Origin of the sequence: Streptomyces sp. NPDC060035 (assembly GCF_042736635.1) — a bacterium.
Classification (GTDB): Bacteria; Actinomycetota; Actinomycetes; order Streptomycetales; family Streptomycetaceae; genus Streptomyces.
In genome coordinates this window covers 174,181-196,080 of record NZ_JBHWVO010000008.1, presented here as the reverse complement: position 1 = coordinate 196,080, position 21,900 = coordinate 174,181, and the positions used below count along the sequence as shown (strand labels likewise).

The following is a 21,900-nucleotide window of genomic DNA, read 5'->3' as shown; positions in this document are numbered from 1 at the left end:
TGGAGGACGAACTCCCCCCAGGAGCCGGTGATGTCGGCGGAGCGGGCGCGCAGCACGTACGGGAGAGCAAACCCCCTGATTCGGACCCTCCTCGTCGGCACCGGGCCGACCCGGGCGGATCACAGGTGGATCTTCTGGCCGGCACTCCGGTGTCGGCCCCGGTCGTGCCGTGGTGGGGACGCCTGCCTCCCTACGGTGCCGGATGCACGAAGGCCCCCAGGACGGGAATCCTGGAGGCTTCGTTGACACCGCCCGGAGGTCGGTGCCGGACATCACCCCTGGTTTTCGCGGGCCTTGGTGGCGTCCACGTCCTCGGTGGGACAGCCCCAAAATGCCTCGCGGCGCAGCTCTGCCCTTTGAGCGCCGCGAGCGTTCGTCCCGCTCGCGACAACTGGGGCAGATCGGGTTCCGGAGCCAGTAGTGGTTACGCCGGGTCGATGCGGGAGACGCTGCCACCTATGCCGAGCACATACAGCTCGCCCTTGCAGCCCTGCACGAACGAGACCGTCTCGCCGCCGTTGACTCCGAGGTCGCTCACGCCGGTCACCTTGCCGTTCTCCATCTGCAGAGCGCGGACAGTGCCGTCGCAGTAGTCGCTGAACACGTACTGACCCTTGAGGCCCGGGATCGCCTTGCCTCGATAGACGTATCCGCCGACCACCGAGCAGCCCAGCCCGTTGCGGTCGTACTCGTGGATCGGCGGCACGTGGTTCGCGGGCTCCGTGCCGCCCCGGAAGGGATGCGTGCCCTCCATCTGGGACCAGCCGTAGTTCTCACCGCCCTTGCTGCCGGCCGGGGCCCAGTCGATCTCCTCCCAGTCGCTCTGGCCGACGTCACCGATCAGCAGGTCGCCCGTGCCCGCGTCGAAGGAGAACCTCCACGGGTTACGCAGCCCGTACGCCCAGATCTCGTCCCTGCCGTTCGGGTCGTCGACGAACGGGTTGTCCGGCGGGATCGCGTACGGCTTGCCGCCGCTCGGGTCGATCCGCAGCAGCTTGCCGAGCAGCGTGTCGAGGTTCTGCCCGTTGCCGTGCGGATCGCCGCCCGCGCCGCCGTCGCCGAACGCGATGTAGAGGTAGCCGTCGGGGCCGAACTTGATGTCGCCGCCGTTGTGGTTCGAGTACGGCTGCGTCTGGGTGAGGACGGTGCGCCGGGTGCCCGGCTGGATCTTGCCGCCCCGCACGGCGAACTCGTCCACGGTGCTGGTGCCTTCGAGGTTCGTGAACGAGATGTAGAAGTGCGCGAACCTCTTGTCGAACGCGACGCCCAGCAGGCCGCGTTCGCCGTCGGTGGTGGTCTCGCCGGATATGTCGAGGACGGGCTCGCCGAGCCCCTTTCCGCCCAGGACCCTGACAGTGCCTGCACGTTCAGCTATCCAGACCGTGCCAGCGGGACCTGCGGTGCCGGCGGTTGGATTCTGGGCCGTGGCCACTTTCGTGAGCGCGACCTTCGCTGCCTGACGTGAGGCGGCGGGCTCGTCGGCGGACGCCGTGGTCAAAGCGAGGGAAGCGACGAGGCAGATGGCGCCGATGATCGCCGAGCTTCTGGTGCGAACGTTCACCGTGACCTCCTGGAGGCGGCGAATGGGGAAGTCACCCGGCTGCTTGGGGCAGAGTCAGGTGGGGGCGCCCGCGCCGGCACGCAACCTGGGTGGGGGGATCGTGTGCTACTGGCCACGGATGAGAATACTGGGGCAGCGGTGGTTGGTATAGACCAAGTCTCCGACCATCTACCGCCGTTCCACTTTCCGTCGCCCCCTGCCGCCGCATTCCCCGGCACCCCCGCCCGAGAGCTGCTCAGCCCACCGGTCGTCCACGACGTGCAGGGCCGGACCTCCTGTTTGCCGTCACAGGCCCCCAGCGAGGAATAGTTCGTCTGCCGGCTCCGTTCGCCGCCCCATCCTCGGCAGTCCGCAACGGCCTCGGTGATCGAGGGCACGCGGTCCGGCGTGACCCCCCGTCCGTTGTCCGACAGCGAGGGGGTGGTCGGTGGGTTCGAGCTCGACGAAGGGCAACCGGGCCGGTGTGGGCGTTCGCCCTCAGGGTGAGGGTCGTGGGCGAGCGGATCGGCAGCCCGGTGGTCAGCCGGCCGAAGTCGCAGAAAGCGCCTCGCCCGCTACTCTGCGGGCCGGCTGGAGCGCAACGCCGGCCGGCCGGAGCGCTGGAGGATGTCCCATGCAGCGATTCCTCGTCACGGACTGCATGCTTGACGCGGACCTGCGGACATGCAAAGCGGCAGACGAGTCGGGCTGTACGCCGGGTTCTGTCGCCCGGTCGCCTCGCGGCGGCCGGGGAGACGGCCATCCATCTAGGACCGGCATTGCTGCCGGTCTCGTGCGGTCTACCCGCGAACTCGGGCGAGCAGCCCTCGGACGTTCGCGCAGGACCGACTTGCGACGGTCCCTCTTGACCTTGCTCCGGGTGGGGTTTACCTAGCCGCCTGAGTCACCTCAGGCGCTGGTGGTCTCTTACACCACCGTTTCACCCTTACCCGGGACCGAGGTCCCGGGCGGTCTGTTTTCTGTGGCACTGTCCCGCGAGTCACCCCGGGTGGCCGTTAGCCACCACCCTGCCCTGTGGAGCCCGGACGTTCCTCGGGAGGATCCGGAGATCCTCACGCGGCCGTCCGCCCGGCTCGTCTGCCGTGGTGACCATGCTACCCGGCGGGGCGGGTCGCTCGGTTCGCCGTCAGACCGTGAAGGCCGCGATACCGGCCTCCCAGGCCGCCGAGAGATCGGTTCCCGGCGGGAAACGGCCGTTGAGTTCCAGGACCACCATCCCGTGGGCGAAGGCCCAGGCCGCCCGGCCCCGGTCCTCGTCACCGCCGGCGGCGCGGAACAGCGGGGCCGCCGCCGCGTCCTGCACCCCGGCGGTGAGGGTGGCGGGGTGCAGGGGGCGGCCCATGGTGAGGAGGTAGAGGTGCGGGTGGGCCAGGGCGTAGGTACGGTACGCCGCGGCGAGGGCCGAGAAGGAACCGGGGGCCTCCCGCTCCGCCACGTCCAACACCTCGGCCGCCTCCCCGAGCATCTCGCAGGCCAGGGCAGCCACCACGGACGACTTGTCCGGGAAGTACTTGTAGAGGGAGGGCGCCGTGAAGCCCACCCGGTCGGCCAGCCGGCGCATGGTGAGCGCCTCCGGGCCCTCCTTCTCCAGGAGGGCCCGGGCGGCGGCGATGATCTGCCGGGGCCTGCTGATCTCCTGGCCGGTGGCGAGGTCGCTCACGCGTGAAACCTTCCTTGGTACGGCGTCCGTGTCCGAAGGCGCGATCGTACGAGACGGGGACAAGCCGCCCGATGGCCCGCGCGCCTCGGTCGCCGCCCTCACGCGGGCGCGAACAGCACCTTCGACGAGCCGGGATCCGCCTGCGCGAGCCGGACCCGCAGCCGCTCACCCAGCGGGAGAGCGGTGGCGCCCTCGATGCGGCCGACGATCGCCGGGTCCTCGATGTGGACGGTTCCGACGGCCGGTTCGTCGTCCTTGACGTCGATCACGTACCCGTCGAAGACCGAGCCCACCTGGTCCTTGAGCAGCGCTGCTTCGATGAGATCGACGCACTCGCGCTCCACGGTGTTGGCCCGGCGGGTTCCTTCCGCCATCTCCTTCGGCAGGCCGGGCAGCGCCCGGAGCACCCACTCGGGCGGCTCCTCGCCGGCGACCGCCGCGAGGCACAGCTCGGCGGCGTACCGGTCGACCAGGCGGCGCAGCGGCGCGGTGCAGTGCGTGTAGAGCTCGGCGACGGCGGCGTGCACGGCGGGGGTGGGGAGGGCGCCGTGTTCGAAGACGGTGTAGCCGGCGCCGCGCAGGAGGGTGGTGCACTCCTGCAGGAACGCGGCGTGGTTGCCCTTGTGCGGGTCGAGCGAGCGGACGACCTCGGCGTACGGGACGTGGTGCGGCCAGTCGACGTGCAGGGCCTGGGCACAGCGCCTGAGCCGGGCGACGGCGCCGTCGGGGGCGACCGGCAGCGTGCGGAGGATGCCGGTGCCCGACTCCGTCATGATCCGGGCGGCCGCCATACCGGTGAGCAGGGAGATCTGGGCGTTCCAGCCGTCGGCGGGCAGGGGCACCCGGTAGTCGAGACCGTAGGTGCCGTCGCGCTCGACGACCTCCTGTTCGGGCACATTGAGCGAGATGCCGCCCCGGGCGACTTCCTGCTCCTCGCGCAGCAGGCCGATGTCCTTGAGCAGGGCGAGCGGCTCCTCCGCGGTGCCCGTGTCGATCTGCCGCTGTACGCCCGCGTAGTCGAGCTTGGCCCTGCTGCGTACGAGAGCCCGGCGCACCTCGCGGCCCACCTGGCGCCCCTCGGAGTCGAGGTCGATCTGCCAGAGCGCGGCCGGGCGGGTCTCTCCGGGGAGGAGGCTGGCCGCTCCCTCGGAGAGCAGGGCGGGATGCAGGGGCACTTTGCCGTCGGGGAAGTAGAGGGTGGTCACCCGGTGGTGGGCCTCGGCGTCCAGGGCCGAGCCCGGCCTGACGAAGGCGGCGACGTCGGCGACGGCGTAGTGCACCCGGAAACCGTGCGGGCGCCGTTCCAGGTGCATCGCCTGGTCCAGGTCCGTGGAGGTGGGCGGATCGATGGTGAAGAAGGGCAGGTCCGTGGCGTCCTGGTGGCCGGACAGGTCCGGGGACTTCGCCGCCTCGGCCGCCTCGGCGAGAACGGCGGGCGGGAAGTCGGCCGGCAGATCGAGCTCGGCACGCAGGCCGCGCAGGGCCGCCCGCAGCGGGGTGTCGGCTGCGCCGGTCATATGGAGCTGACGGCGAGGCATGCCACCGAGCGTAGGCCGGGGCGGTGCGGTCGGCATCCCGGTCGGCCTGTGGGCGGACGGCGGGCTCGGCTCTCCCGGCCCGTACCCTTGCCGAGGGGTTCCCACGCCGCCGGGGGACCCTCTGTCACGTACGAAGGAGACACCCGTGCTCGTGCTGTTGCCGCCTTCCGAGGGAAAAGCCGCCTCGGGGCGCGGAGCACCCCTGAAGCCGGAGGCCCTGTCGCTTCCGGGCCTCTCGCAGGCGCGGGCCGCGATCCTCGACGAGCTGGTCGAGCTGTGCATGGCCGACGAGGACAAGGCACGTGAGGTGCTCGGCCTGAGTGACGGGCTGAGGGGCGAGATCGCGAAGAACGCGGAGCTGCACACGGCCGGGACCCGGCCGGCCGGGGAGATCTACACGGGAGTGCTGTACGACGCCCTGGACCTGGCCTCCCTGGACCCGGCGGCCCGGCGGCGGGCGGGGAAGTCCCTCCTGGTCTTCTCCGGGCTGTGGGGCGCGGTGCACATCGGCGACCGGATTCCTTCGTACCGCTGCTCGATGGGCGTGAAGCTTCCGGGCCTGGGCGCGCTCAGCACGTACTGGCGCACCCCCATGGCCTCGGTCATGCCGGAGGTGGCCGGGAACGGGCTCGTGCTGGATCTGCGGTCGTCGGCGTACACCGGGGCGTGGAAGCCGGCGGGCGAGGTGGCGGAGCGCACGGCGAGCGTGCGGGTGCTGCAGTCCCAGGTGGTGAACGGGGTGGAGAAGCGCTCGGTGGTCAGCCACTTCAACAAGGCGACCAAGGGCCGGATGGTCCGTGACCTGCTGCTCGCGGGAGCGGGGCCGAAGGGTCCGGCGGAGCTGGTGGATGTGCTGCGGGACCTCGGTTACGTGGTCGAAGCGCAGGCTCCGGAGCGGGCGGGACGGGCGTGGGCGCTCGATGTGGTGGTCACAGAGATCCACTGACGTTGCAGCATGCGCAACGCTCGTTGCGTGGAGTGCGGTGGTCGCGGCAGGATGAGGTCATGACCTCCTCCGCGCCCTCCGCGTCCCCTTCCGTGCTGGACCTCGCCCCTGTCGTCCCCGTCGTCGTCCTGCAGGACGCGGCCGACGCGGTGCCGCTGGCCCGCGCACTCGTCGCGGGCGGGCTCCCGGCGATCGAGGTGACGCTGCGGACGCCCGCCGCGCTCGACGCGATCCGGGCCATCGCCTCGGAGGTCCCGGACGCCGTGGTGGGTGCGGGCACGGTGATATCCGTGACCCATGTGGCCGAGACGGTCGCCGCCGGGGCCCGGTTCCTGGTCAGCCCGGGCTGGACGGACACGCTGCTGGATGCGATGAAGGCGTCGGGGGTGCCGTTCCTTCCGGGCGTCTCGACGACGTCCGAGGTGGTCGCGCTGCTGGAGCGCGGGGTCACGGAGATGAAGTTCTTCCCGGCCGAGGCCGCCGGTGGTACCGCCTACCTCAAGGCCCTGTCCGCACCCCTGCCGCAGGCCAGGTTCTGCCCGACGGGCGGGATCTCGCTCGCCTCGGCACCGGCGTACCTGGCCCTGCCCAACGTCGGCTGCGTCGGCGGCAGCTGGATGGTGCCCGGCGACGCCGTGGCGGCGAAGGACTGGGCGCGGGTGGAGCGGCTGGCGCGTGAGGCGTCCGTACTGCAAGGCTGAGTCACGGTCAGCGCAGGGCCTGGACGGCGTACAGTGCGCCGATCCCCAGGGCCAGGGAGCCCAGCAGGAGCCGCAGCGCCGTTTCGGGGAGACGGGGCTGGAGGCGGGCTCCGAGGTAGCCGCCGCAGAGTCCGCCGAGACCGCAGGCCAGACCGAGCGGCCAGTCGGGCGCGATGTCGCCCGTGGCGGTCAGGGACAGCAGTGCGTAGGTCCCCGCGCCCGCGAGGGAGGTCACGAACGTACAGGCGAGGGCGGCGGGCGCGACCTTCGCGACCGGGACCCCGCGCCCGACGAGGATCGGCCCGAGCAGGGAACCGCCGCCGATCCCGTAGATTCCTCCCGCGATACCGACCGCCAGGGCGAGACCGGTGGTGGCACGGGGCGAGGGCTGCGCGGCGGCGGCGCTGCGGCGCGAGGGGCGCAGGGTCCGGGCGCACAGCCAGGCTCCCAGGGGAAGCAGCAGGACGGCGATGAACAGGCGGAAGACGACCGGGCCCGGCACGGCGAAGACCCGGATCACCGCGCCGATCACGACGCCCGGAACGGCGCCCACGACGAGCAGCCGGGTCAGCGGTCCGCGCAGCCGGCCGCTGTTGCGGTAGCGCAGAAGGGCCCCGGGGCAGGACACCACGTTGTACAGCAGGTTGGTGGGGGTCACGGCGGGGCTCGGCACACCGAGCACGCTGACCTGGACCGGCAGCAGGAACACCGCGCCGGACACTCCGACGGGCGCGGTCGCGACCGAGATCAGCAGTCCCGCCACAAAGCCGAGCAGTCCCGTGGACCAGGTCACCGCACGCCCGCTACCGCAGGTGCGAGGTGTCGTTCAGCAGCCTCAACGACGCGTTGCCGTCCCCGTAGTAGGCGACCGTCGAGACGGAGGCGGGGAGAAGCTCCATGCGGAACATGGAGTCCGGTGGGGCTCCCAGCGCCAGTCTGACCAGGGTCTTGATCGGGGTGACGTGGGTGACCACGAGCGCCGTGCGGCCCGCGTAGCGGGCGATCAGGCGGTCGCGTGCTGCGGAGACCCGGTCGGCCACCTCGGCGAAGCTCTCGCCGCCGCCGGTCGGGGCCGCGTCGGGGGAAGCGAGCCAGGTGGTCAGGTCGGGGCCGTACCGCTCCCGTACCTCGGCGAAGGTGAGGCCCTCCCACGCGCCGAAGTCCGTCTCGCGCAGACCGTCCTCGATGCGGACCCGCAGGCCGAGCCGGCCGGCCACGGCGGCGGCCGTCTCGCGGCACCGGCGCAGCGGCGAGCTGACGATCTCCTGGACCGTGCCGCGGGCCTCGAACGCCTCCGCGGCACAGGCGGCCTGGTGGCGGCCGGTGTCCGAGAGCTCGGGGTCGCTGCCGCCACTGCCGGAGAACCGCTTCCCGGGGGTGAGGGCCGTCTCTCCGTGACGGAGCAGGATGAAGGTGGCGGGCTCACCCAGGTCGGGTGCGCTCCCCCAGCCCACCTGCGGGGTGGCCACCGCCGCCGGGCGGGCGGCGGCCATCGCGGCGCGGACCTTCGCCGCACCCGCGACCGCGTCCCCGGGCGGGCCGACCGGGGCCTGATCCGGGGCAAGAAGCGTTCGCCGCGGGGCGTCCAGGGCGGCCGTCGAGGACGACGGCTCCCACTGCATGCCCCGCTTGCCCGCGTCCATCGCCTCGTTGGCGAGCCGGTCGGCGTGCTTGTTCTCGGCGCGCGGGATCCACTCGTACGTGACGGAGGCAGCGGGCAGGATGCGTGCGGCCTCCGCCGCGAGCGGCTTCATGTCGGGGTGCTTGATCTTCCAGCGGCCCGACATCTGTTCGACCACCAGCTTGGAGTCCATCCGGACACGCACCTGCACGGCCGCGTCAGGGAACAGGGCCTTCGCCGCCTTCAGACCGGCGATCAGGCCCTTGTACTCGGCGACGTTGTTCGTCGCGACGCCGATGTACTCGGCAACCTCGGCGAGCGTCTCGCCGGTGACCGGGTCGATGACGGCCGCGCCGTAACCGGCGGGCCCCGGGTTGCCCCGGGAGCCTCCGTCGGCTTCGACGACCAGCTGGTGGCCAGTGGGCATTACAGGCCCGACTCCGAGGTGCGGATCAGGATGCGGTGGCAGTTCTCGCAGCGCAGCACGGTGTCCGGGGACGCCGACTTCACGTCGTTGACCTCGGTGATGTTCAGTTCGAGACGGCAGCCCTCGCAGCGGCGCTGGTAGAGCCGGGCGGCGCCGACACCGCCCTGCTGGGCGCGCAGCTTGTCGTACAGCTTCAGCAGGTCGGCGGGGATCGCGCCCGCGACGACCTCGCGGTCCTTGGTGACGGTGGCAGCCTCGGCGTCGAGCTCCTTGGTCGCGGTGTCCCGGCGGGCGGTCGCGTCGTCGAGCTTGGCCTGGACGGCGCTGACCCGCTCGGTCAGTTCGGTGACGCGCTCCTGGGCGGACTCACGGCGCTCCATGATCTCGAGGACGACGTCCTCCAGGTCACCCTGACGCTTGGCCAGCGAGGTGATCTCGCGCTGGAGGCTCTCCAGGTCCTTCGGCGAGGAGACCGCACCGGAGTCGAGCCGCTGCTGGTCGCGGGCGGCACGCTGGCGCACCTGGTCGACGTCCTGCTCCGCCTTGGTCTGCTCGCGGGTGGTGTCGCTCTCCTCGGTCTGCGAAGCGACCAGCAGGTCACGCAGCTGGGCGAGGTCGCTGTTGAGCGAGTCGATCTCGGCGTGCTCGGGCAGGGACGTGCCCTTGTGGGCGAGCTGCGACAGACGTACGTCGAGGGCCTGGACTTCGAGGAGTCGGATCTGGTCGGCGGGCGCGGCGTTCAGTTGGGGGCTCCAGAAGAGTGGTGGGTGGTCCAGGGGTCGGTGACCTGCTTCGAGACATGGACCCGCAGGTCCCATCCGTGGCGGTCGGAAATCGCGTCGAGCTGCGCGGCTGCCTGCTCGCACCAGGGCCACTCGGTGGCCCAGTGTGCGGCATCGACCAGGCCGAGCGTCGAGTGCTGGACGGCCTCGGAGGCCGGGTGGTGGCGCAGGTCCGCGGTGAGGAAGGCATCGACACCGGCGGCGCGTACGGCGTCGAAGAGGCTGTCGCCGGAGCCGCCGCTCACCGCGACCCGGCGCACGACGGCGTCCGGGTCGCCCGCCAGCCGGATGCCCTGCGCGGTGGCGGGGAGGCGGGCGGCGGCGCGTGCGGCGAGGTCACGGAGGGTCTCGGGGTGGTCGAGCTCGCAGATCCGGCCGAGGCCGCGACGGCCCTCGGGGTCGGTGGGGTCCGGGACGAGAGGGCCGGTGACGCGCAGGTCGAGGGCGCCCGCGAGGGCGTCGGAGACTCCGGGGTCGGCGCTGTCGGCATTGGTGTGCGCGACGTGCAGCGCGATGTCGTGCTTGATGAGGCCGTGGACGACCCGGCCCTTGAAGGTGGAGGCGGCGACCGTCGTCGTACCGCGCAGATAGAGCGGGTGGTGCGTGACGATCAGCTGGGCGCCGAGGCTGCGGGCCTCGTCGGCGATCTGCTGTACGGGGTCGACGGCGAACAGGACCCGGTCGATCTCCGCCCCGGGATCGCCGCAGACCGTGCCGACCGCATCCCATCCTTCGGCCCGCGCGGGGGGCCAGAGGGCGTCCAGCTCGGCGATGACTTCAGACAGATGGGGCACGGAGGAAAGGCTACCTGGCCTCCGTGCCCCGTCCGCCATGGCTGCGGGCACCCGTGCGGACGGACCGGCAGCCGGTCATGAATCGTTACGGCCTGATCCACTCGCTGTCGTGCACCAGGTCGTCACTTCACGAGGTCGGCACGGAGGTCGTCGAGAACCAGGTTCGCGGAGGTGACGCCGAGGCCCAGGTACCAGGTCTCGTCCGAGACGTCCTTGGCGCGGCCGGCCTTGACCGCCTCGAGGTTCTTCCACAGCGGGTTGGCCTGCGCGGTGTCGCGCTTGGTGGCCTTCGCGTCGCCGTAGACGCCGGTGAAGATCCAGTCGGCGTCGGCCTGGTCGATGTTCTCCGGGCTGATCTCCGCCGCGAGGTCGTTGATCTGCTGGTTCTTGGGCCGCGGCAGGCCGGTGTCCTCGAGGATCGTGCCGATGAAGGAGGCCTTGGCGTAGAGACGGATCTTGTCCGGCAGGTAGCGGACCATCGAGATGGTCGGCTTGTCGGCACCGATGTCCTCGCCGAGCTTCTTCGCACTCGCCTCGTAGGCGGCGAGCTCGGACTTCGCCTTCGCCGTCCTGTCGAGCGCGGCGGCGTTCAGGAGGTAGTTCTCCTTCCAGGTGAATCCCGGGCGGATGGAGAACACCGTCGGCGCGATCTTGGAGAGTTCGTCGTACTTGTCGGCCGCGCGCAGCTGGCTGCCGAGGATCAGGTCCGGCTTCAGGCCCGCGATCGCCTCGAGATTGAGGCTGTTGATGGTGCCGACGCTCTTCGGGTTGCCGGCGTCCTTCTTCAGGTACGACGGAATGGCCGCGTCGCCCTCGGAGGGGGCGTAGCCGACGGGCTTCACTCCGAGCGAGACGACGTTGTCGAACTCGCCGACGTCCAGGACGACGACACGCTTGGGCGCGGCCTTGATCTCGGTGCTGCCCATGGCGTGGGTGAGGGTACGGGGGAACTGGCCGGCCTTCGCGTCCGTGCCGTACTCCGCCGTCTTCTCCGCCGCGTCGCCGAAGTCCTTGCCGCCCGTGGCGACGGCGGCCTTCTTGTCGCCGCCCGCGTCGGTGGCCGGACCTCCCGACGCGTCCTCGCCGCCGCATGCCGAGAGGGAGAGGGCGGCAGCCACTGCCAGGCCGACTGCGGTGGTACCGCGGCGTCGAAGGGACATCACATGCTCCAGTTGAAACTCACACAGGGGACTCTTAGGAATGCCTTACCTTAGTCACGCGTGTCACCGGGGGGCACAGTCACCCCCCTCCCCTCAGGCGAATCCGAACATCGCCACCCTTACGTGTGAAGTGCGATGGCTCGTGTTGTTCGGCAGGAAGTACGAAAACTAGCTTCGGTTGCCGGAGGTGACCGAACCATGACTGCCTGTGTCATCGAGAACAAGTCCGTGGGGGCTACGGGGGCTGCCGCGACGGTCGGACCCGCACCGGAAGAGCCCGGGGATCCGGAAGAGCCCGCCGAGCCCGAGAAACCCCGCAGAACCGCCGAGCCCGGCGGAACCGACTCGACCGGATCCGCCTGCGCCACCGGGTCGCACGAAGCCGCCGCGTCCGGTGGTTCCGGCAGGGCCGGTGGCCCCGCTGATCCGGGCACCACCACGATGCCGGGCACGGCCGGCCGGCCCACCGGGGCCGGCGTGACCACCGGGGCCGGCGCACCCCCCAGGACAGGCGTGACAAGCATGACCGCCGGTGCGGGTGCCCCACTCGGCATCGGTATTTCCCTCGGGACGTACGGGCCGCGCGGGACCGGCATGACTCAAGGGACGTACGCGCCGGCCGGGTCAGGCATGGCTTCCGGTACGTACCTGACCCTCGGGACCGGCATGTCCCTGACGCCCGGTGGGACGGACAGTGCCGTCGGCACCAACTCGCCCGTGCCGTACGGCAAGGACGGGGCCACTCCCCCGGCTCCGCCCCGAGGCGCCGCACCGGCCGCATCCGGCCACCGCGCCGCGCCGGCCGGCCCCCCGTCCGCCCGGCCCCGTGCGGAAGCGTCCGCACGCTGCCTGCCGCCCGTCCTCACCATCGCCGCGGACCATGCGTACGCGGCGAGGCTCACCACCGCCACGGGGACCTCCGATCCTGCCTGGTTCCCGGAGCGCTGGACGCTCGACGGCCCCGAGCCCTACGCCGTGCCCCTGCCCCTCGGCCAGCCGGAGGAGGCGGACTCCGATGTGCTGCCGCTCTCCGACGGGCGGGTGCTGATCCGGCGGCGGGTGGCGGACCGGCACACGTTCTCGCTGCTCTATCCGACGGGTCCCGGCACGGGCGAACTTCCGCTGGGCGCCATCGAATGCGCGGACCTGACGCTGCTTCCGCCGTCGCCGGACGGTGTGAGCGCCTACGCCCTGCTCCCCGGCGAACGCAGCACCGGCGTCTGGCTGGTGGCGGGCGGCGCCTTCGGCCCCGAGCATGTCGCGAACGTGCCGGGCCGCTGCTCGGGCGGGGCCTGGCTGGACCGTGACGGGCGACTGCTCGCGCTGGACCGGCAGTTGCCCGGCGGCGGTCCGGTGAAGGCGGTAGCCGTGGATCTGGGGCGGGGCGGCGAGGTGACGCCGCTGCTGCAGATCGCACCGGAGAGCAACGACCGGCTGCTGCTCGCCGATGCCGACAGCGGTCTGCTGCTGCTCCGTTCGGACGCGCCCGGCCACGACCGCCTCGGCTGGGGTGTGCTCGGCAGCTGCCTGCCGGTGCGTTTCCCGGAGTGCCTGCGTCCGGCGGATGTGGCCGTCACGCCGTTCGCCGTACAGCCGGGCCAGGTGCTGATGCCGGAGAGCTGCGCGGTGGCGCTGCGGATCGACGGGGCCGCGGGCAGCTGGGTGGGCGTCTGGCGTCCGGCGGGACGACGGCTGCACCATCTCGCGGCGCCGGAAGGATGGCTGACCGGGGCCGGTTTCTGGAGTCGGGAGGGGGTTCTCCACCTGCCCTACGAACAGACCGGTGAGCCGTGCGCCGTGGCCCTGCTGGAAGCCCCGGCCGACGACGTTCACGGAGTGGGCGCGAACGGAACGCAACCATCCGTGGCGGCTGTGCCTCCTGCTGTGTGCAAGCCCGTTCCACTCGGCCGGGCGCCTCTCACCGGGCCTCGGGTACCTGGATAAACTCTGACCAGGGCTACGCAGCCGTTCCGCGTGGATGCCGACGGTGACCACGTCGGGTGGCGGTGGCGGGGCTTGCGACACACACGTACGCGATTGCAACGGGGTGACTTCCCAGATGTCTGAAGCCCGAACCGACACGACCCAGACGCGTCCGCCGGGGGCGGACGCGGAACGGGCCGAAGCCGGCGGCTCCGGAAAGCACCGAGGGGGTGCGTCGGCGGAGAACACGAGCGTGCAGCCGCACGGTCGCCATCGCCGTCCCTCCGAAGGGGGTGGCGGAGCGGCGGCCTGATCCGCGCCGCACGGGGGCAGGGGCCGTCACAGCCGTCAGGCTGTGACGGCCTTCTGCATTGCCCCTGCCGTCACCCGGACCAACACCGCACCGTCCCATGACATTTGTCATCGCGGAGTCCGTACATGCGCCCCTGCCGACCGGGGGCCACGCTCCGTAGCCTCGTGTTCATGACGCAGACAACGGGGACCACGACCAGCGGACCCGCGGTGATTTTCACCGCGGTGGTCAAGACGTTCGGCAGAGCGGAGCGCACCGTCCGGGCCGTCGACGGCATCGATCTGACCGTCGGGCGGGGCGAGACCGTCGCCCTGCTGGGCCGTAACGGCGCGGGCAAGTCCACGGCCATCAGCCTCCTGCTCGGGCTCAACGACCCCGACTCCGGCACGGTGCAGCTCCTCGGCCGCAGCCCCGACCGGGCGGTGCGGGCCGGGCTGGTCGGCGCGATGCTCCAGGACGGGCGCCCGATCCCCCGGGTGACGGTGCGCGAGCTGATCACCTTTGTCGCGTCCACCTATCCGCATCCCATGCCCGTGGCCGAGGCGCTCGCCCTCGCAGGAGTCACGGAGTACGCGGACCGGCGCATCGACAAGCTCTCCGGCGGCCAGACCCAGCGCGTCCGCTTCGCCGTCGCGCTGGCCGGCAATCCGGAACTGATCGTGCTGGACGAGCCGACCGCCGCCCTGGACGTGGAGGCTCGCCGGACGTTCTGGGACTCGATGCGGTCCTTCGCGGGGCGCGGCAACACCGTCCTGTTCTCCACGCACTATCTGGAGGAGGCCGACGAGAACGCCGACCGGATCGTGGTCATCGACCACGGCCGGATCGTCGCGGACGGCAGCGGCGACCTGATCAGGCGTTCCGCGGGCGGCAGCCTGGTCTCCTTCGACCTGGCCGGCCGGACCGCCGGAGGGCTGGAGTCGCTGCCGGGCGTCGTGGGCGTCGAGGTGCGCGGGGACCGGGCGCTGCTGCGTACGGAGGACTCGGACGCGACCGTCGTCGAACTGGCCAGGATCGGGGCCGTACGTGGCCTCCAGGTCACCAGGGCCACATTGGAGGACGCGTTCCTCGCCCTGACCGCGCCGACGGATCGCGTCGCCGACCACCACAAGGAGACCGTCTGATGTTCCCGTACATCGTGCTCGAGATCCGGCGGACCCTGCGCGACAGCGTGTTCCTCATCTTCGGCACCGGCATGCCGGTGATGATGTACCTCCTCTTCACCAACCTGGGTGGGGCCGGCGACTACGACGACTGGAAGGCCGCGTCGATGGTCGGCATGGCCGCGTACGGGGCGCTCGGGTCGGCCATGGCGATCGGTACGGGCATCGCGTCCGACAAGTCCCTCGGCTGGCTGCAGCAGTTGCGGATCACACCGCTGGATCCGGGCCGTGCCGTGGCGGGCCGCGCGATCAGCGGCTCGGTGACGGTGCTGCCGACCATCCTGACCGTGCTGCTGGCGGGTGCGCTGGTCAACGGGGTACGGCTGGCGGCCTGGCAGTGGGTCGCGCTGGTGCTGCTGCTGTGGATCGGCTCGCTGCCGTTCACGCTGCTCGGTATCGGCAACGGCTACCGGCTCACCCCACAGGGCACGGGCGTGGTCAATGTGGCCTGTCTGATGGGTTTCGCGATCGTCGGCGGACTGTGGTTCCCGCTCGCGGAGTTCCCCGGGTGGGTGCGCTCCGTCGGTGAGTTCACTCCTGCCCACGGGTTCGCGGACCTCGGCTGGGCGGCAGTGGCCGGACACGCTCCGGACGCCGGATCGGTCACCGTACTCGCCGCGTGGCTGCTGCTGTTCGGCGGATACGCGATGATCTCCTACCGTCGGTCCGCCAGGACCGTGTGAGGGGAGCGACGATGGCGCGTGCAGGAAAGAGGCCCCGGCGTCCCGGGCCGCCCGGTCCCTACGCCCTGCTGCCCTGGCTGTTGATGGGGCTCGGCGCGTTCTCCAACCTGTGGCAGGGCGAGACATCGAACCCCTGGGTCGGCGGCCTCGGGCTCCTCGCCTTCAACTCCCTCTACATCTCTGTGGTGTTCCGCGGGTTCGACAGACGCAGGCGGAACAGTCCCACCTCGTACGCGCTGCTGGCCGCGATGGCCGTGATCACCTTCGGTCTGGCGATCGGGTACGGCGGCAGCTGGCTGCTGTTCTTCCCGCTGCTCTCACTGGCCTGCGGCACGATCCTGCGGGGCAGGCAGCTCGGGCCGGCCCTGGTCCTCCTCGCCGCATGTGCGGTAGCCGTCGCAGTATGGCGCGGCGACCACGTCTCGGAGCCGTGGACCATCGGCTACGGAACGTTCCTCTCGGGTGCCGTGACGGCCGCGATCCTCACCCTGTCGGAGACGGTGATGGAACTGCGGGCGACCCGGCAGGAACTGGCCCGCAGCGCGGTGGAGAAGGAACGGCTGCGCTTCTCGCGCGATCTGCACGATCTGCTGGGGCACACCCTGTCGGTCATCGTCATCAAGTCGGAGGCCGCGCGCAGGCTCGCACCCCTCGACATCGACGCCGCGCTCGCACAGGTCACCGACATCGAGTCCGTCGGACGCCAGGCGCTCACCGAGATCCGTGAGGCGGTGACGGGCTACCGGGAGGGAAGCCTCGCCACCGAGCTGGACCGGGCGAGGTCCGCGCTGACCGCCGCCGGTATCGAGCCGGTGGTCCGCCGCTCGGGACCACCGCTCACCCCGCAGACCGATGCGCTCCTGGGCTGGGTGGCGCGGGAGGCCGTCACCAATGTCGTACGGCACAGCGGCGCGACCCGCTGCGTGTTCGTGGTCGACTCCACGCCCGAACGGGTCCGGCTGACCGTCACGGACGACGGCCGCGGTCCGGGCGAGGCACTGGGCACGCCGCCGGTGGGCGGCACCGGCCTGAAGGGCCTGACCGAACGGCTCGCCGCCGCGGGCGGCTCCCTGGAGTCGGGCCCCGGAGCGCACGGCGGCTTCGCCGTGGCCGCGGAGCTGCCCGTGGACGCGCCATCGGCTCCTGACGGGGATCCGTGCCCTACGCCGAGCCCGTGAACGGGATGCCGCAGGACGGCCGGCCCGGCAGCGTGCTCATCGCCGAGAGCAGGTAGCCCCGGTCGCCGACTGTTCCAGGTAGCCGAGAGCATCCGCGACGACGGGGCGGGCAAGTCAAGGTGATGCGTCGGCCGACCGGCGTCCTGGCAGGATGGAGGTGTGGAGCCGGAAGTGAAGCTGTCGGGCGGGCGTATCACCCCGGGAGTGGTCCGGATCGGCGACACCGTTCGGCGGCCCGTCACCGCCTCGTCGGCATTCGTCGCTGATCTGCTCGGCCTGCTCGAGCAGTACGGATTCACGGGTGCCCCGCGGTACCTGGGCCGCGACGATGCCGGGCGTGACTCGTTCGGCTACCTGCCCGGGTGGGTTCCGGCCACGTTCCAGCGCTGGACGGATGCCCAGGTGGCCGCGGCCGGTGCTCTGCTCGGCTCGCTGCACGAAGCGACCCGCGGCAGCACACTCGCGGCGGCGTCTGCCGTCGTGTGCCACCACGATCCCGGGCCGAACAACACGGTGTTCGTGGACAACCGGCCCTCGGCCTTCATCGATTTCGACACTGCGGCCCCCGGCGACCCGCTCGAAGACCTCGGCTACATGGCCTGGACCTGGTGCATCTCGTCCAGACGCGACGCCCCGCCCGCCGGTGAGCAGGCTACGCAGGTACGGATCCTCACCGACGCCTACGGGCTCGACGCCCATGGGCGCAGCGGCCTCATCGACGCCATGCTCGACCGCCAGACACGCAATGCCCGCTGGTGGCGCGAGCGCTCTGCCGGTCCGGGGCCCCAGCTCGCTTCAGCAGATCAGATCCTTTCCCGCATCACGTGGTCGGAACGCGAGCATGCCTTCACGGTCGCCAACCGGCCTGCGCTCCTGTCCGCGCTGCGGTGAAGAGTAGGTCTCCAGCTTTCTCCGTTCACCGGAATACAGCGGAGACGCGAAAGCGTTCAGAGTGCACACACGTGGCGGTCGGTGCTGCCCGCCGGCGCACTGCCGCATGCTCCACCCGCTCCTCCCCGCCCTTCTCCTGAACTTCTCCCCCCTGCCCGGAGGCCCCACGTATGCAACGGACGACAACCGAACAGCAGGCCCGGGAGCTCCCCGACCCGCGCAGGGGCCGGTCGGGCGGCGTCGTACCCGTGCTGGCGTTCGCGGGGATCACCGTCGCGGTGATGCAGACCCTGCTCGTCCCCGTCATCAAGGACCTGCCGGCCCTGCTCGACACCGACCCGGCCAACGCGACCTGGGTGATGACGGCCACCCTGCTCGCCGGAGCCGTCTCGACGCCGATCATGGGACGGCTCGGTGATCTCTACGGCAAGCGGCGGATGCTGCTCGCCAGTCTCGCCGTGATGGTGATCGGCTCCCTGATCTGCGCGACCACCGACGATCTCGTGGTCATGATCGTCGGCCGTGCGCTCCAGGGCTTCGCCATGGGCGCCATTCCGCTCGGCATCGGCATCATGCGCGATGTGCTGCCCCGCGAGAAGCTCGGCTCGGCCATGGCCCTGATGAGCTCCTCGATCGGGGTGGGCGGCGGACTCGCCCTGCCCGCCGCGGCGTTGATAGCCCAGCACGCCGACTGGCACTCGCTCTTCCTCGGCTCGGCCGTGCTCGGGGTGGTGGCCATGGGCCTCACCGTCCTCGTCGTACCCGAGCCCTCGTTGCGCGCCGCCGGGCGCTTCGACCTCGTCGGTGCGCTGGGCCTCTCACTCGGCCTTGTCTGCCTGCTGCTGCCCGTCACCAAGGGCGGCGACTGGGGCTGGACCTCCCCCGTCACACTCGGTCTGATCGCCGCTTCCCTGGTGATCCTGGTGCTGTGGGGGATCTTCGAGCTGCGCAGCCCGGCACCGCTGGTCGATCTGCGCACCAGTGCCCGCCGCGAGGTGCTGCTCACCAACCTCGCCTCGATCATGGTCGGGGTCGCCTTCTACGCGGTCTCGCTGGTCCTGCCTCAGCTGTTGCAGCTGCCCGTGTCGACCGGCTACGGGCTCGGGCAGTCGATGGTGGTGGCGGGACTCTGCGTGGCGCCGCTGGGCCTGACGATGATGTTCGTGGCCCCGCTGTACGCCCGGCTCTCGGCCCGCCGCGGCCCCAAGGCCTCCCTGATGCTCGGCATGCTGATCATCGCGATCGGCTACGGGGCGGGGCTGGGCCTCATGAGCGCCGCCTGGCAGACCGTGGTGATCGCGGTGGTGCTCGGAGCCGGGATCGGACTCGCGTACTCCTCGTTGCCCGCACTGATCATCGGGGCCGTCGACGCGTCCGAGACGGGCGCGGCCAATGGCCTGAACACGCTGATGCGGTCGATCGGTACCTCGCTGTCGAGTGCGGTCATCGGCATGGTGCTCGCGAACACCTCGGTACGCATGGGGTCGGTGGAGGTACCCACCATGGAGGGCTTCCGGACCTCGTTCATGATCGCGACGGGTGCCGTGCTGATCGGTCTGCTGCTGGCCGCGTTCCTGCCGTCGCAGCGGCCGGCCCGTCCGGTGCTGCTGGCGAGCAGCGCGGGCGACGCGCTCGCCCCGGCGGCCGTCGACGGCGTCCCGGCCGCGGCGCCCGTGCGCCCCTGACCTGCCAGGACCCGAACAGCCTCACGCACGCCCCCGCCGACAGCACCGGCGGGGGCGTGCGGCACGATGGGGCGCCGATCGATGCCGTACCACCTGGAGGAAGCCCGTGACCGCCGAGTCCGCCGTCGCACCCGAGCCGGAGGTCCTCGCCGCCTTCGAGGCCGCCAAGGGGTTCATGCCGCTGCGCGAGGGGCTCGCGCTGTACGCCGCGGCGGCCGGGGCGGCCGCGCTCGGGCTCCCGCTGCTCGAGGTGGGCACCTACTGCGGGCGCTCCACGATCCTGCTCGCCGACGCCGCCCGCGCGGCCGGTGTGACGGCACTCACCGTCGACCACCACCGGGGCAGCGAGGAGCAGCAGCCCGGCTGGGAGTACCACGACCCGTCGGTCGTGGACCCGGAGGTCGGTCTGATGGACACGCTCCCGTCGTTCCGCAGGACCCTGCACAAGGCGGGTCTGGAGGAGCACGTGGTGGCGCTCGTCGGGCGGTCGCCGCAGGTCGCGGCCGTCTGGGGTGGCAAGCTCGGCCTCGTCTTCATCGACGGCGGACACACCGACGAGCACGCGAACGGCGACTACGAGGGTTGGGCCCCTCATGTCGCCGACGGCGGGCTGCTCGTGATCCACGACGTGTTCCCCGACCCGGCGGACGGCGGCCAGGCCCCGTACCGCGTCCACCAACGGGCGCTGTCCTGCGGTGCGTTCACGGAGATCTCGGTGACGGACTCCCTGCGCGTACTGCGACGTACGGGACCGGGGATCTGAAGGTCACGGATAGCATCGCGACGTGCGTTACGACGACTGCGTTCCTCCCACCCCGCGCGTTGCCTCCGACCTGCGCGTTGCCTGGCCCCCGCGCGTTGCCTCCACTGCGCGCGCGGCCGCACGCCGGAGGCCCGCGCTCGCCGCCGTGGTGCTGGCGTCCGTCTGCCTGACCGCCGCGGGGTGCGGGGGCGACGGTGGTCCCGGTCCCGGGCAGTCGCAGCCCCTGCCCGGCAGCGGCGCGGCCACACCGTCGGCGGCCACGTCCCCCTCGGCGCCGGAGTCGAGGAGCCCCTCCCCCGCGTCCGAGTCCGCCTCAGTGAAGCCCCTGCCGAAGGGCCCGCTCACGGGCAGGACCGTGGTGATCGACCCGGGGCACAACCCGCGCAACCGCGACCACACGCGCGAGATCAACAGCCAGGTGGACATCGGTACCGGGCGCAAGGAGTGCGACACCACGGGCACCGCCACCAACTCCGGTTACGCGGAAGCCCGGTTCACCCTCGATGTCTCGCGCCGGCTGCGCACGCTGCTGGAGGCCCGGGGCGCGAAGGTCGTCCTCACCCAGGACGACGACCGCCCGTTCGGCCCGTGCGTCGACGAGCGCGCACGGATCGGCAACGAGGCCCACGCCGACGCCGTCGTCTCGGTCCACGCGGACGGCTCCGCGGCCGGCAACCGGGGCTTCCATGTGATCCTCCCCGCAGCGGTACGCGGCGGTGGCGCGGATACGGCAAGGATCGTGGCCCCCTCGCGCGATCTCGGCGAACGGATCGCGGGAAAGTTCGTCCGCATTACCGGAAGCGCACCCTCCAATTACATCGGTGGCAATACGGGGTTGGACACCCGCAAGGATCTCGGCGGCCTGAATCTGTCGACCGTGCCCAAAGTCTTCATCGAATGCGGCAATATGCGTGACCCGAGGGACGCCGCCCTGCTCACGAGCGCGGACTGGCGTCAGAAGGCGGCCCTGGGCATCGCCGAGGGCATCAGCAGCTACCTGAAGAGTTAGATCTGCGGTGATAGTGGCGAGACATTGGGGGGATAGCCCGTCCGAGGTCCGGGCAGGCACACAACCCGCCCGGGCAGACGATAGATTCATCCATACGATGGGAGCCGCCCCCGAGCTTCGTGCCGTACCCGCCGTACAGGCGGCATCGACGACCGCCCCGACGAGACGACCGACTAAGGACCTTCACGTGAATATCCGCTCCCTCACTCGAGGCGACGGCGTGGTGATCGGAGCAGCGGTCGTGCTGTTCATCGCCTCTTTCCTCGACCTCACCGGCTTCGACTGCCCCACCGGCGTCGACTGCTCCGGCTACAGCGCGAACGCCTGGGACTCGCTCTCGCTCCTGATGAGCATCTACCTGGCCGGCATCATCGGTGCGGCGCTGCTGATCGTGGGCCGCTCCATGCCGGGCCGCAAGGTCGTGGGGCTCGACCTGGGTCAGTTCGGCGCCGCCTTCACGGTGTTCGCGCTGTGGACCATGTTCTGGACGATCATCGACGCCAACGACGCGGGCGCCGGCCTGATCCTCGGACTGCTGGCGACCATCGCGCTGGCCGGCGGCGCGGTGGCCACACCGCTGGTTCCCGCCCTCAAGGCCCCGCTCATGGGCGCCCCGCGCCCCGCGCAGGCCGTGCAGGCGCCGTACGGCGCCCAGCCGCAGCCCGGCCAGGGCTACGGCTACCCCGGTGGCCAGCCGCAGCCGTACGGCGCGCAGCCCGGCCAGCCCCAGCCGTACGGTGCACAGCCGGGCCAGCCCGGCCAGCCGGACCCGCAGCAGCAGGCGGCGCAGGCACCGCAGGGCGGTGGAGTGCCGGCCGGTGACTTCACACCGTTCTGGTTCGCGGTGCCGGTGGCCCGTCCGCTGTACGGTGAGGACGGCGCCCCGAACCCGATCGCCGAACTCGCGCCCGGTACCTGGTACCTGGCGGTCGAGCAGCGTGGTTCGGGCCTCATCGCCCAGACGCAGGACGGCCGTCGTGGTGTCCTGCAGGACACAACAGGCATTCAGCGCGGCTGAGTTGCCACGCTTCAGCGGCCCCCGCCCGGATGGGCGGGGGCCGCTGTCGTACAGGGAACTCCGGGGCCCGCTGTCGTACAGGGA

The 21,900-nt window shown here is 71.5% G+C and carries 19 protein-coding genes and 1 other RNA gene; 11 read left to right on the top strand and 9 right to left on the bottom strand.

Features of this window, described 5'->3' with window-relative positions; translation table 11 throughout:
• Nucleotides 1–424: 424 nt before the first annotated feature.
• The 4 genes from ACFWBQ_RS15590 to ACFWBQ_RS15575 all read right to left on the bottom strand — a co-directional run bounded on the left by ACFWBQ_RS15590 (nt 425) and on the right by ACFWBQ_RS15575 (nt 4,738).
• Complete coding sequence (locus ACFWBQ_RS15590) at nt 425–1,561, bottom strand: PQQ-dependent sugar dehydrogenase (protein ID WP_385488226.1); 1,137 nt, start codon at nt 1,559–1,561, stop codon at nt 425–427.
• A 674-nt stretch (nt 1,562–2,235) separates the two neighbouring features.
• Nucleotides 2,236–2,637, bottom strand: an RNA gene (rnpB, locus tag ACFWBQ_RS15585) — RNase P RNA component class A.
• Nucleotides 2,638–2,687: 50 nt separating this feature from the next.
• On the bottom strand, nt 2,688–3,221 hold the full coding sequence (locus ACFWBQ_RS15580) for a TetR/AcrR family transcriptional regulator (RefSeq protein ID WP_385488223.1): 534 nt from the start codon (nt 3,219–3,221) through the stop codon (nt 2,688–2,690).
• A gap of 98 nt (nt 3,222–3,319) precedes the next feature.
• Nucleotides 3,320–4,738: an RNB domain-containing ribonuclease gene (locus tag ACFWBQ_RS15575; RefSeq protein ID WP_385488571.1), complete on the bottom strand. Its 1,419-nt coding sequence runs from the start codon at nt 4,736–4,738 to the stop codon at nt 3,320–3,322.
• 166 nt (nt 4,739–4,904) lie between these two features.
• Here ACFWBQ_RS15575 and yaaA point away from each other — a divergent pair, with 166 nt between their 5' ends.
• Both yaaA and eda read left to right on the top strand, forming a co-directional pair.
• Nucleotides 4,905–5,705, top strand: coding sequence for a peroxide stress protein YaaA (yaaA, locus tag ACFWBQ_RS15570; protein ID WP_385488220.1), 801 nt, complete (start codon nt 4,905–4,907; stop codon nt 5,703–5,705).
• A gap of 59 nt (nt 5,706–5,764) precedes the next feature.
• Nucleotides 5,765–6,406 carry a bifunctional 4-hydroxy-2-oxoglutarate aldolase/2-dehydro-3-deoxy-phosphogluconate aldolase gene (gene eda / locus ACFWBQ_RS15565; protein ID WP_385488216.1) on the top strand — a complete coding sequence of 214 codons (642 nt, stop codon included), beginning with the start codon at nt 5,765–5,767 and terminating at the stop codon, nt 6,404–6,406.
• Nucleotides 6,407–6,413: 7 nt separating this feature from the next.
• Here the strand turns inward: eda and ACFWBQ_RS15560 are convergent, their stop codons facing one another.
• The 5 genes from ACFWBQ_RS15560 to ACFWBQ_RS15540 all read right to left on the bottom strand — a co-directional run bounded on the left by ACFWBQ_RS15560 (nt 6,414) and on the right by ACFWBQ_RS15540 (nt 11,190).
• A complete protein-coding gene (locus ACFWBQ_RS15560) occupies nt 6,414–7,199 on the bottom strand; it encodes a TSUP family transporter (RefSeq protein ID WP_385488213.1) in 786 nt (261 codons plus the stop codon).
• Nucleotides 7,200–7,209: 10 nt separating this feature from the next.
• Nucleotides 7,210–8,454: a bifunctional RNase H/acid phosphatase gene (locus tag ACFWBQ_RS15555; protein WP_385488210.1), complete on the bottom strand. Its 1,245-nt coding sequence runs from the start codon at nt 8,452–8,454 to the stop codon at nt 7,210–7,212.
• Nucleotides 8,454–9,197 carry a zinc ribbon domain-containing protein gene (locus ACFWBQ_RS15550; protein WP_385488568.1) on the bottom strand — a complete coding sequence of 248 codons (744 nt, stop codon included), beginning with the start codon at nt 9,195–9,197 and terminating at the stop codon, nt 8,454–8,456. Before ACFWBQ_RS15550 ends, ACFWBQ_RS15555 begins: the two co-directional genes overlap by 1 nt.
• Nucleotides 9,194–10,030, bottom strand: a complete 837-nt coding sequence (locus ACFWBQ_RS15545; protein WP_385488207.1) for a Nif3-like dinuclear metal center hexameric protein — start codon at nt 10,028–10,030, stop codon at nt 9,194–9,196. Before ACFWBQ_RS15545 ends, ACFWBQ_RS15550 begins: the two co-directional genes overlap by 4 nt.
• Before the next feature lie 122 nt (nt 10,031–10,152).
• A complete protein-coding gene (locus tag ACFWBQ_RS15540) occupies nt 10,153–11,190 on the bottom strand; it encodes an ABC transporter substrate-binding protein (RefSeq protein WP_385488203.1) in 1,038 nt (345 codons plus the stop codon).
• A 630-nt stretch (nt 11,191–11,820) separates the two neighbouring features.
• On the opposite strand from ACFWBQ_RS15540, the gene ACFWBQ_RS15535 reads away from it, so the two are divergent.
• The 9 genes from ACFWBQ_RS15535 to ACFWBQ_RS15495 all read left to right on the top strand — a co-directional run bounded on the left by ACFWBQ_RS15535 (nt 11,821) and on the right by ACFWBQ_RS15495 (nt 21,816).
• Nucleotides 11,821–13,134: a hypothetical protein gene (locus ACFWBQ_RS15535; protein WP_385488566.1), complete on the top strand. Its 1,314-nt coding sequence runs from the start codon at nt 11,821–11,823 to the stop codon at nt 13,132–13,134.
• 462 nt (nt 13,135–13,596) lie between these two features.
• Nucleotides 13,597–14,550 (top strand): ABC transporter ATP-binding protein, encoded by a 954-nt coding sequence (locus tag ACFWBQ_RS15530; protein WP_385488200.1) that lies wholly within the window; start codon nt 13,597–13,599, stop codon nt 14,548–14,550.
• Entirely contained in the window at nt 14,550–15,272 is a 723-nt protein-coding gene (locus ACFWBQ_RS15525; RefSeq protein ID WP_385488197.1) for an ABC transporter permease, read from the top strand. The genes ACFWBQ_RS15530 and ACFWBQ_RS15525 overlap by 1 nt, the downstream gene beginning before the upstream one ends.
• Nucleotides 15,273–15,283: 11 nt before the next feature.
• On the top strand, nt 15,284–16,450 hold the full coding sequence (locus tag ACFWBQ_RS15520) for a sensor histidine kinase (RefSeq protein ID WP_385488194.1): 1,167 nt from the start codon (nt 15,284–15,286) through the stop codon (nt 16,448–16,450).
• Between the two features lie 159 nt (nt 16,451–16,609).
• The gene (locus ACFWBQ_RS15515) at nt 16,610–17,341 is read left to right on the top strand and encodes an aminoglycoside phosphotransferase family protein (RefSeq protein WP_385488192.1); all 732 of its coding nucleotides are present in this window, start codon (nt 16,610–16,612) and stop codon (nt 17,339–17,341) included.
• Between the two features lie 170 nt (nt 17,342–17,511).
• Complete coding sequence (locus ACFWBQ_RS15510) at nt 17,512–19,026, top strand: MFS transporter (RefSeq protein WP_385488189.1); 1,515 nt, start codon at nt 17,512–17,514, stop codon at nt 19,024–19,026.
• 106 nt (nt 19,027–19,132) lie between these two features.
• Complete coding sequence (locus tag ACFWBQ_RS15505; RefSeq protein WP_385488186.1) at nt 19,133–19,789, top strand: class I SAM-dependent methyltransferase; 657 nt, start codon at nt 19,133–19,135, stop codon at nt 19,787–19,789.
• A 70-nt stretch (nt 19,790–19,859) separates the two neighbouring features.
• A complete protein-coding gene (locus ACFWBQ_RS15500; RefSeq protein ID WP_385488563.1) occupies nt 19,860–20,798 on the top strand; it encodes an N-acetylmuramoyl-L-alanine amidase in 939 nt (312 codons plus the stop codon).
• Between the two features lie 187 nt (nt 20,799–20,985).
• Entirely contained in the window at nt 20,986–21,816 is an 831-nt protein-coding gene (locus tag ACFWBQ_RS15495; RefSeq protein WP_385488183.1) for a hypothetical protein, read from the top strand.
• The last annotated feature ends 84 nt before the right edge of the window (nt 21,817–21,900 follow it).

Excerpts from the sequence above, each read along its gene's own strand:
- ACFWBQ_RS15575 (WP_385488571.1), bottom strand. The coding sequence starts at position 4,738 with ATGACCGGCGCAGCCGACACCCCGCTGCGGGCGGCCCTGCGCGGCCTG.
- ACFWBQ_RS15540 (WP_385488203.1), bottom strand. The coding sequence starts at position 11,190 with ATGTCCCTTCGACGCCGCGGTACCACCGCAGTCGGCCTGGCAGTGGCT.
- ACFWBQ_RS15525 (WP_385488197.1), top strand. The coding sequence starts at position 14,550 with ATGTTCCCGTACATCGTGCTCGAGATCCGGCGGACCCTGCGCGACAGC.
- ACFWBQ_RS15530 (WP_385488200.1), top strand. The coding sequence starts at position 13,597 with ATGACGCAGACAACGGGGACCACGACCAGCGGACCCGCGGTGATTTTC.
- ACFWBQ_RS15535 (WP_385488566.1), top strand. The coding sequence starts at position 11,821 with ATGGCTTCCGGTACGTACCTGACCCTCGGGACCGGCATGTCCCTGACG.
- ACFWBQ_RS15510 (WP_385488189.1), top strand. The coding sequence starts at position 17,512 with ATGCAACGGACGACAACCGAACAGCAGGCCCGGGAGCTCCCCGACCCG.
- ACFWBQ_RS15555 (WP_385488210.1), bottom strand. The coding sequence starts at position 8,454 with ATGCCCACTGGCCACCAGCTGGTCGTCGAAGCCGACGGAGGCTCCCGG.
- ACFWBQ_RS15520 (WP_385488194.1), top strand. The coding sequence starts at position 15,284 with ATGGCGCGTGCAGGAAAGAGGCCCCGGCGTCCCGGGCCGCCCGGTCCC.
- eda (WP_385488216.1), top strand. The coding sequence starts at position 5,765 with ATGACCTCCTCCGCGCCCTCCGCGTCCCCTTCCGTGCTGGACCTCGCC.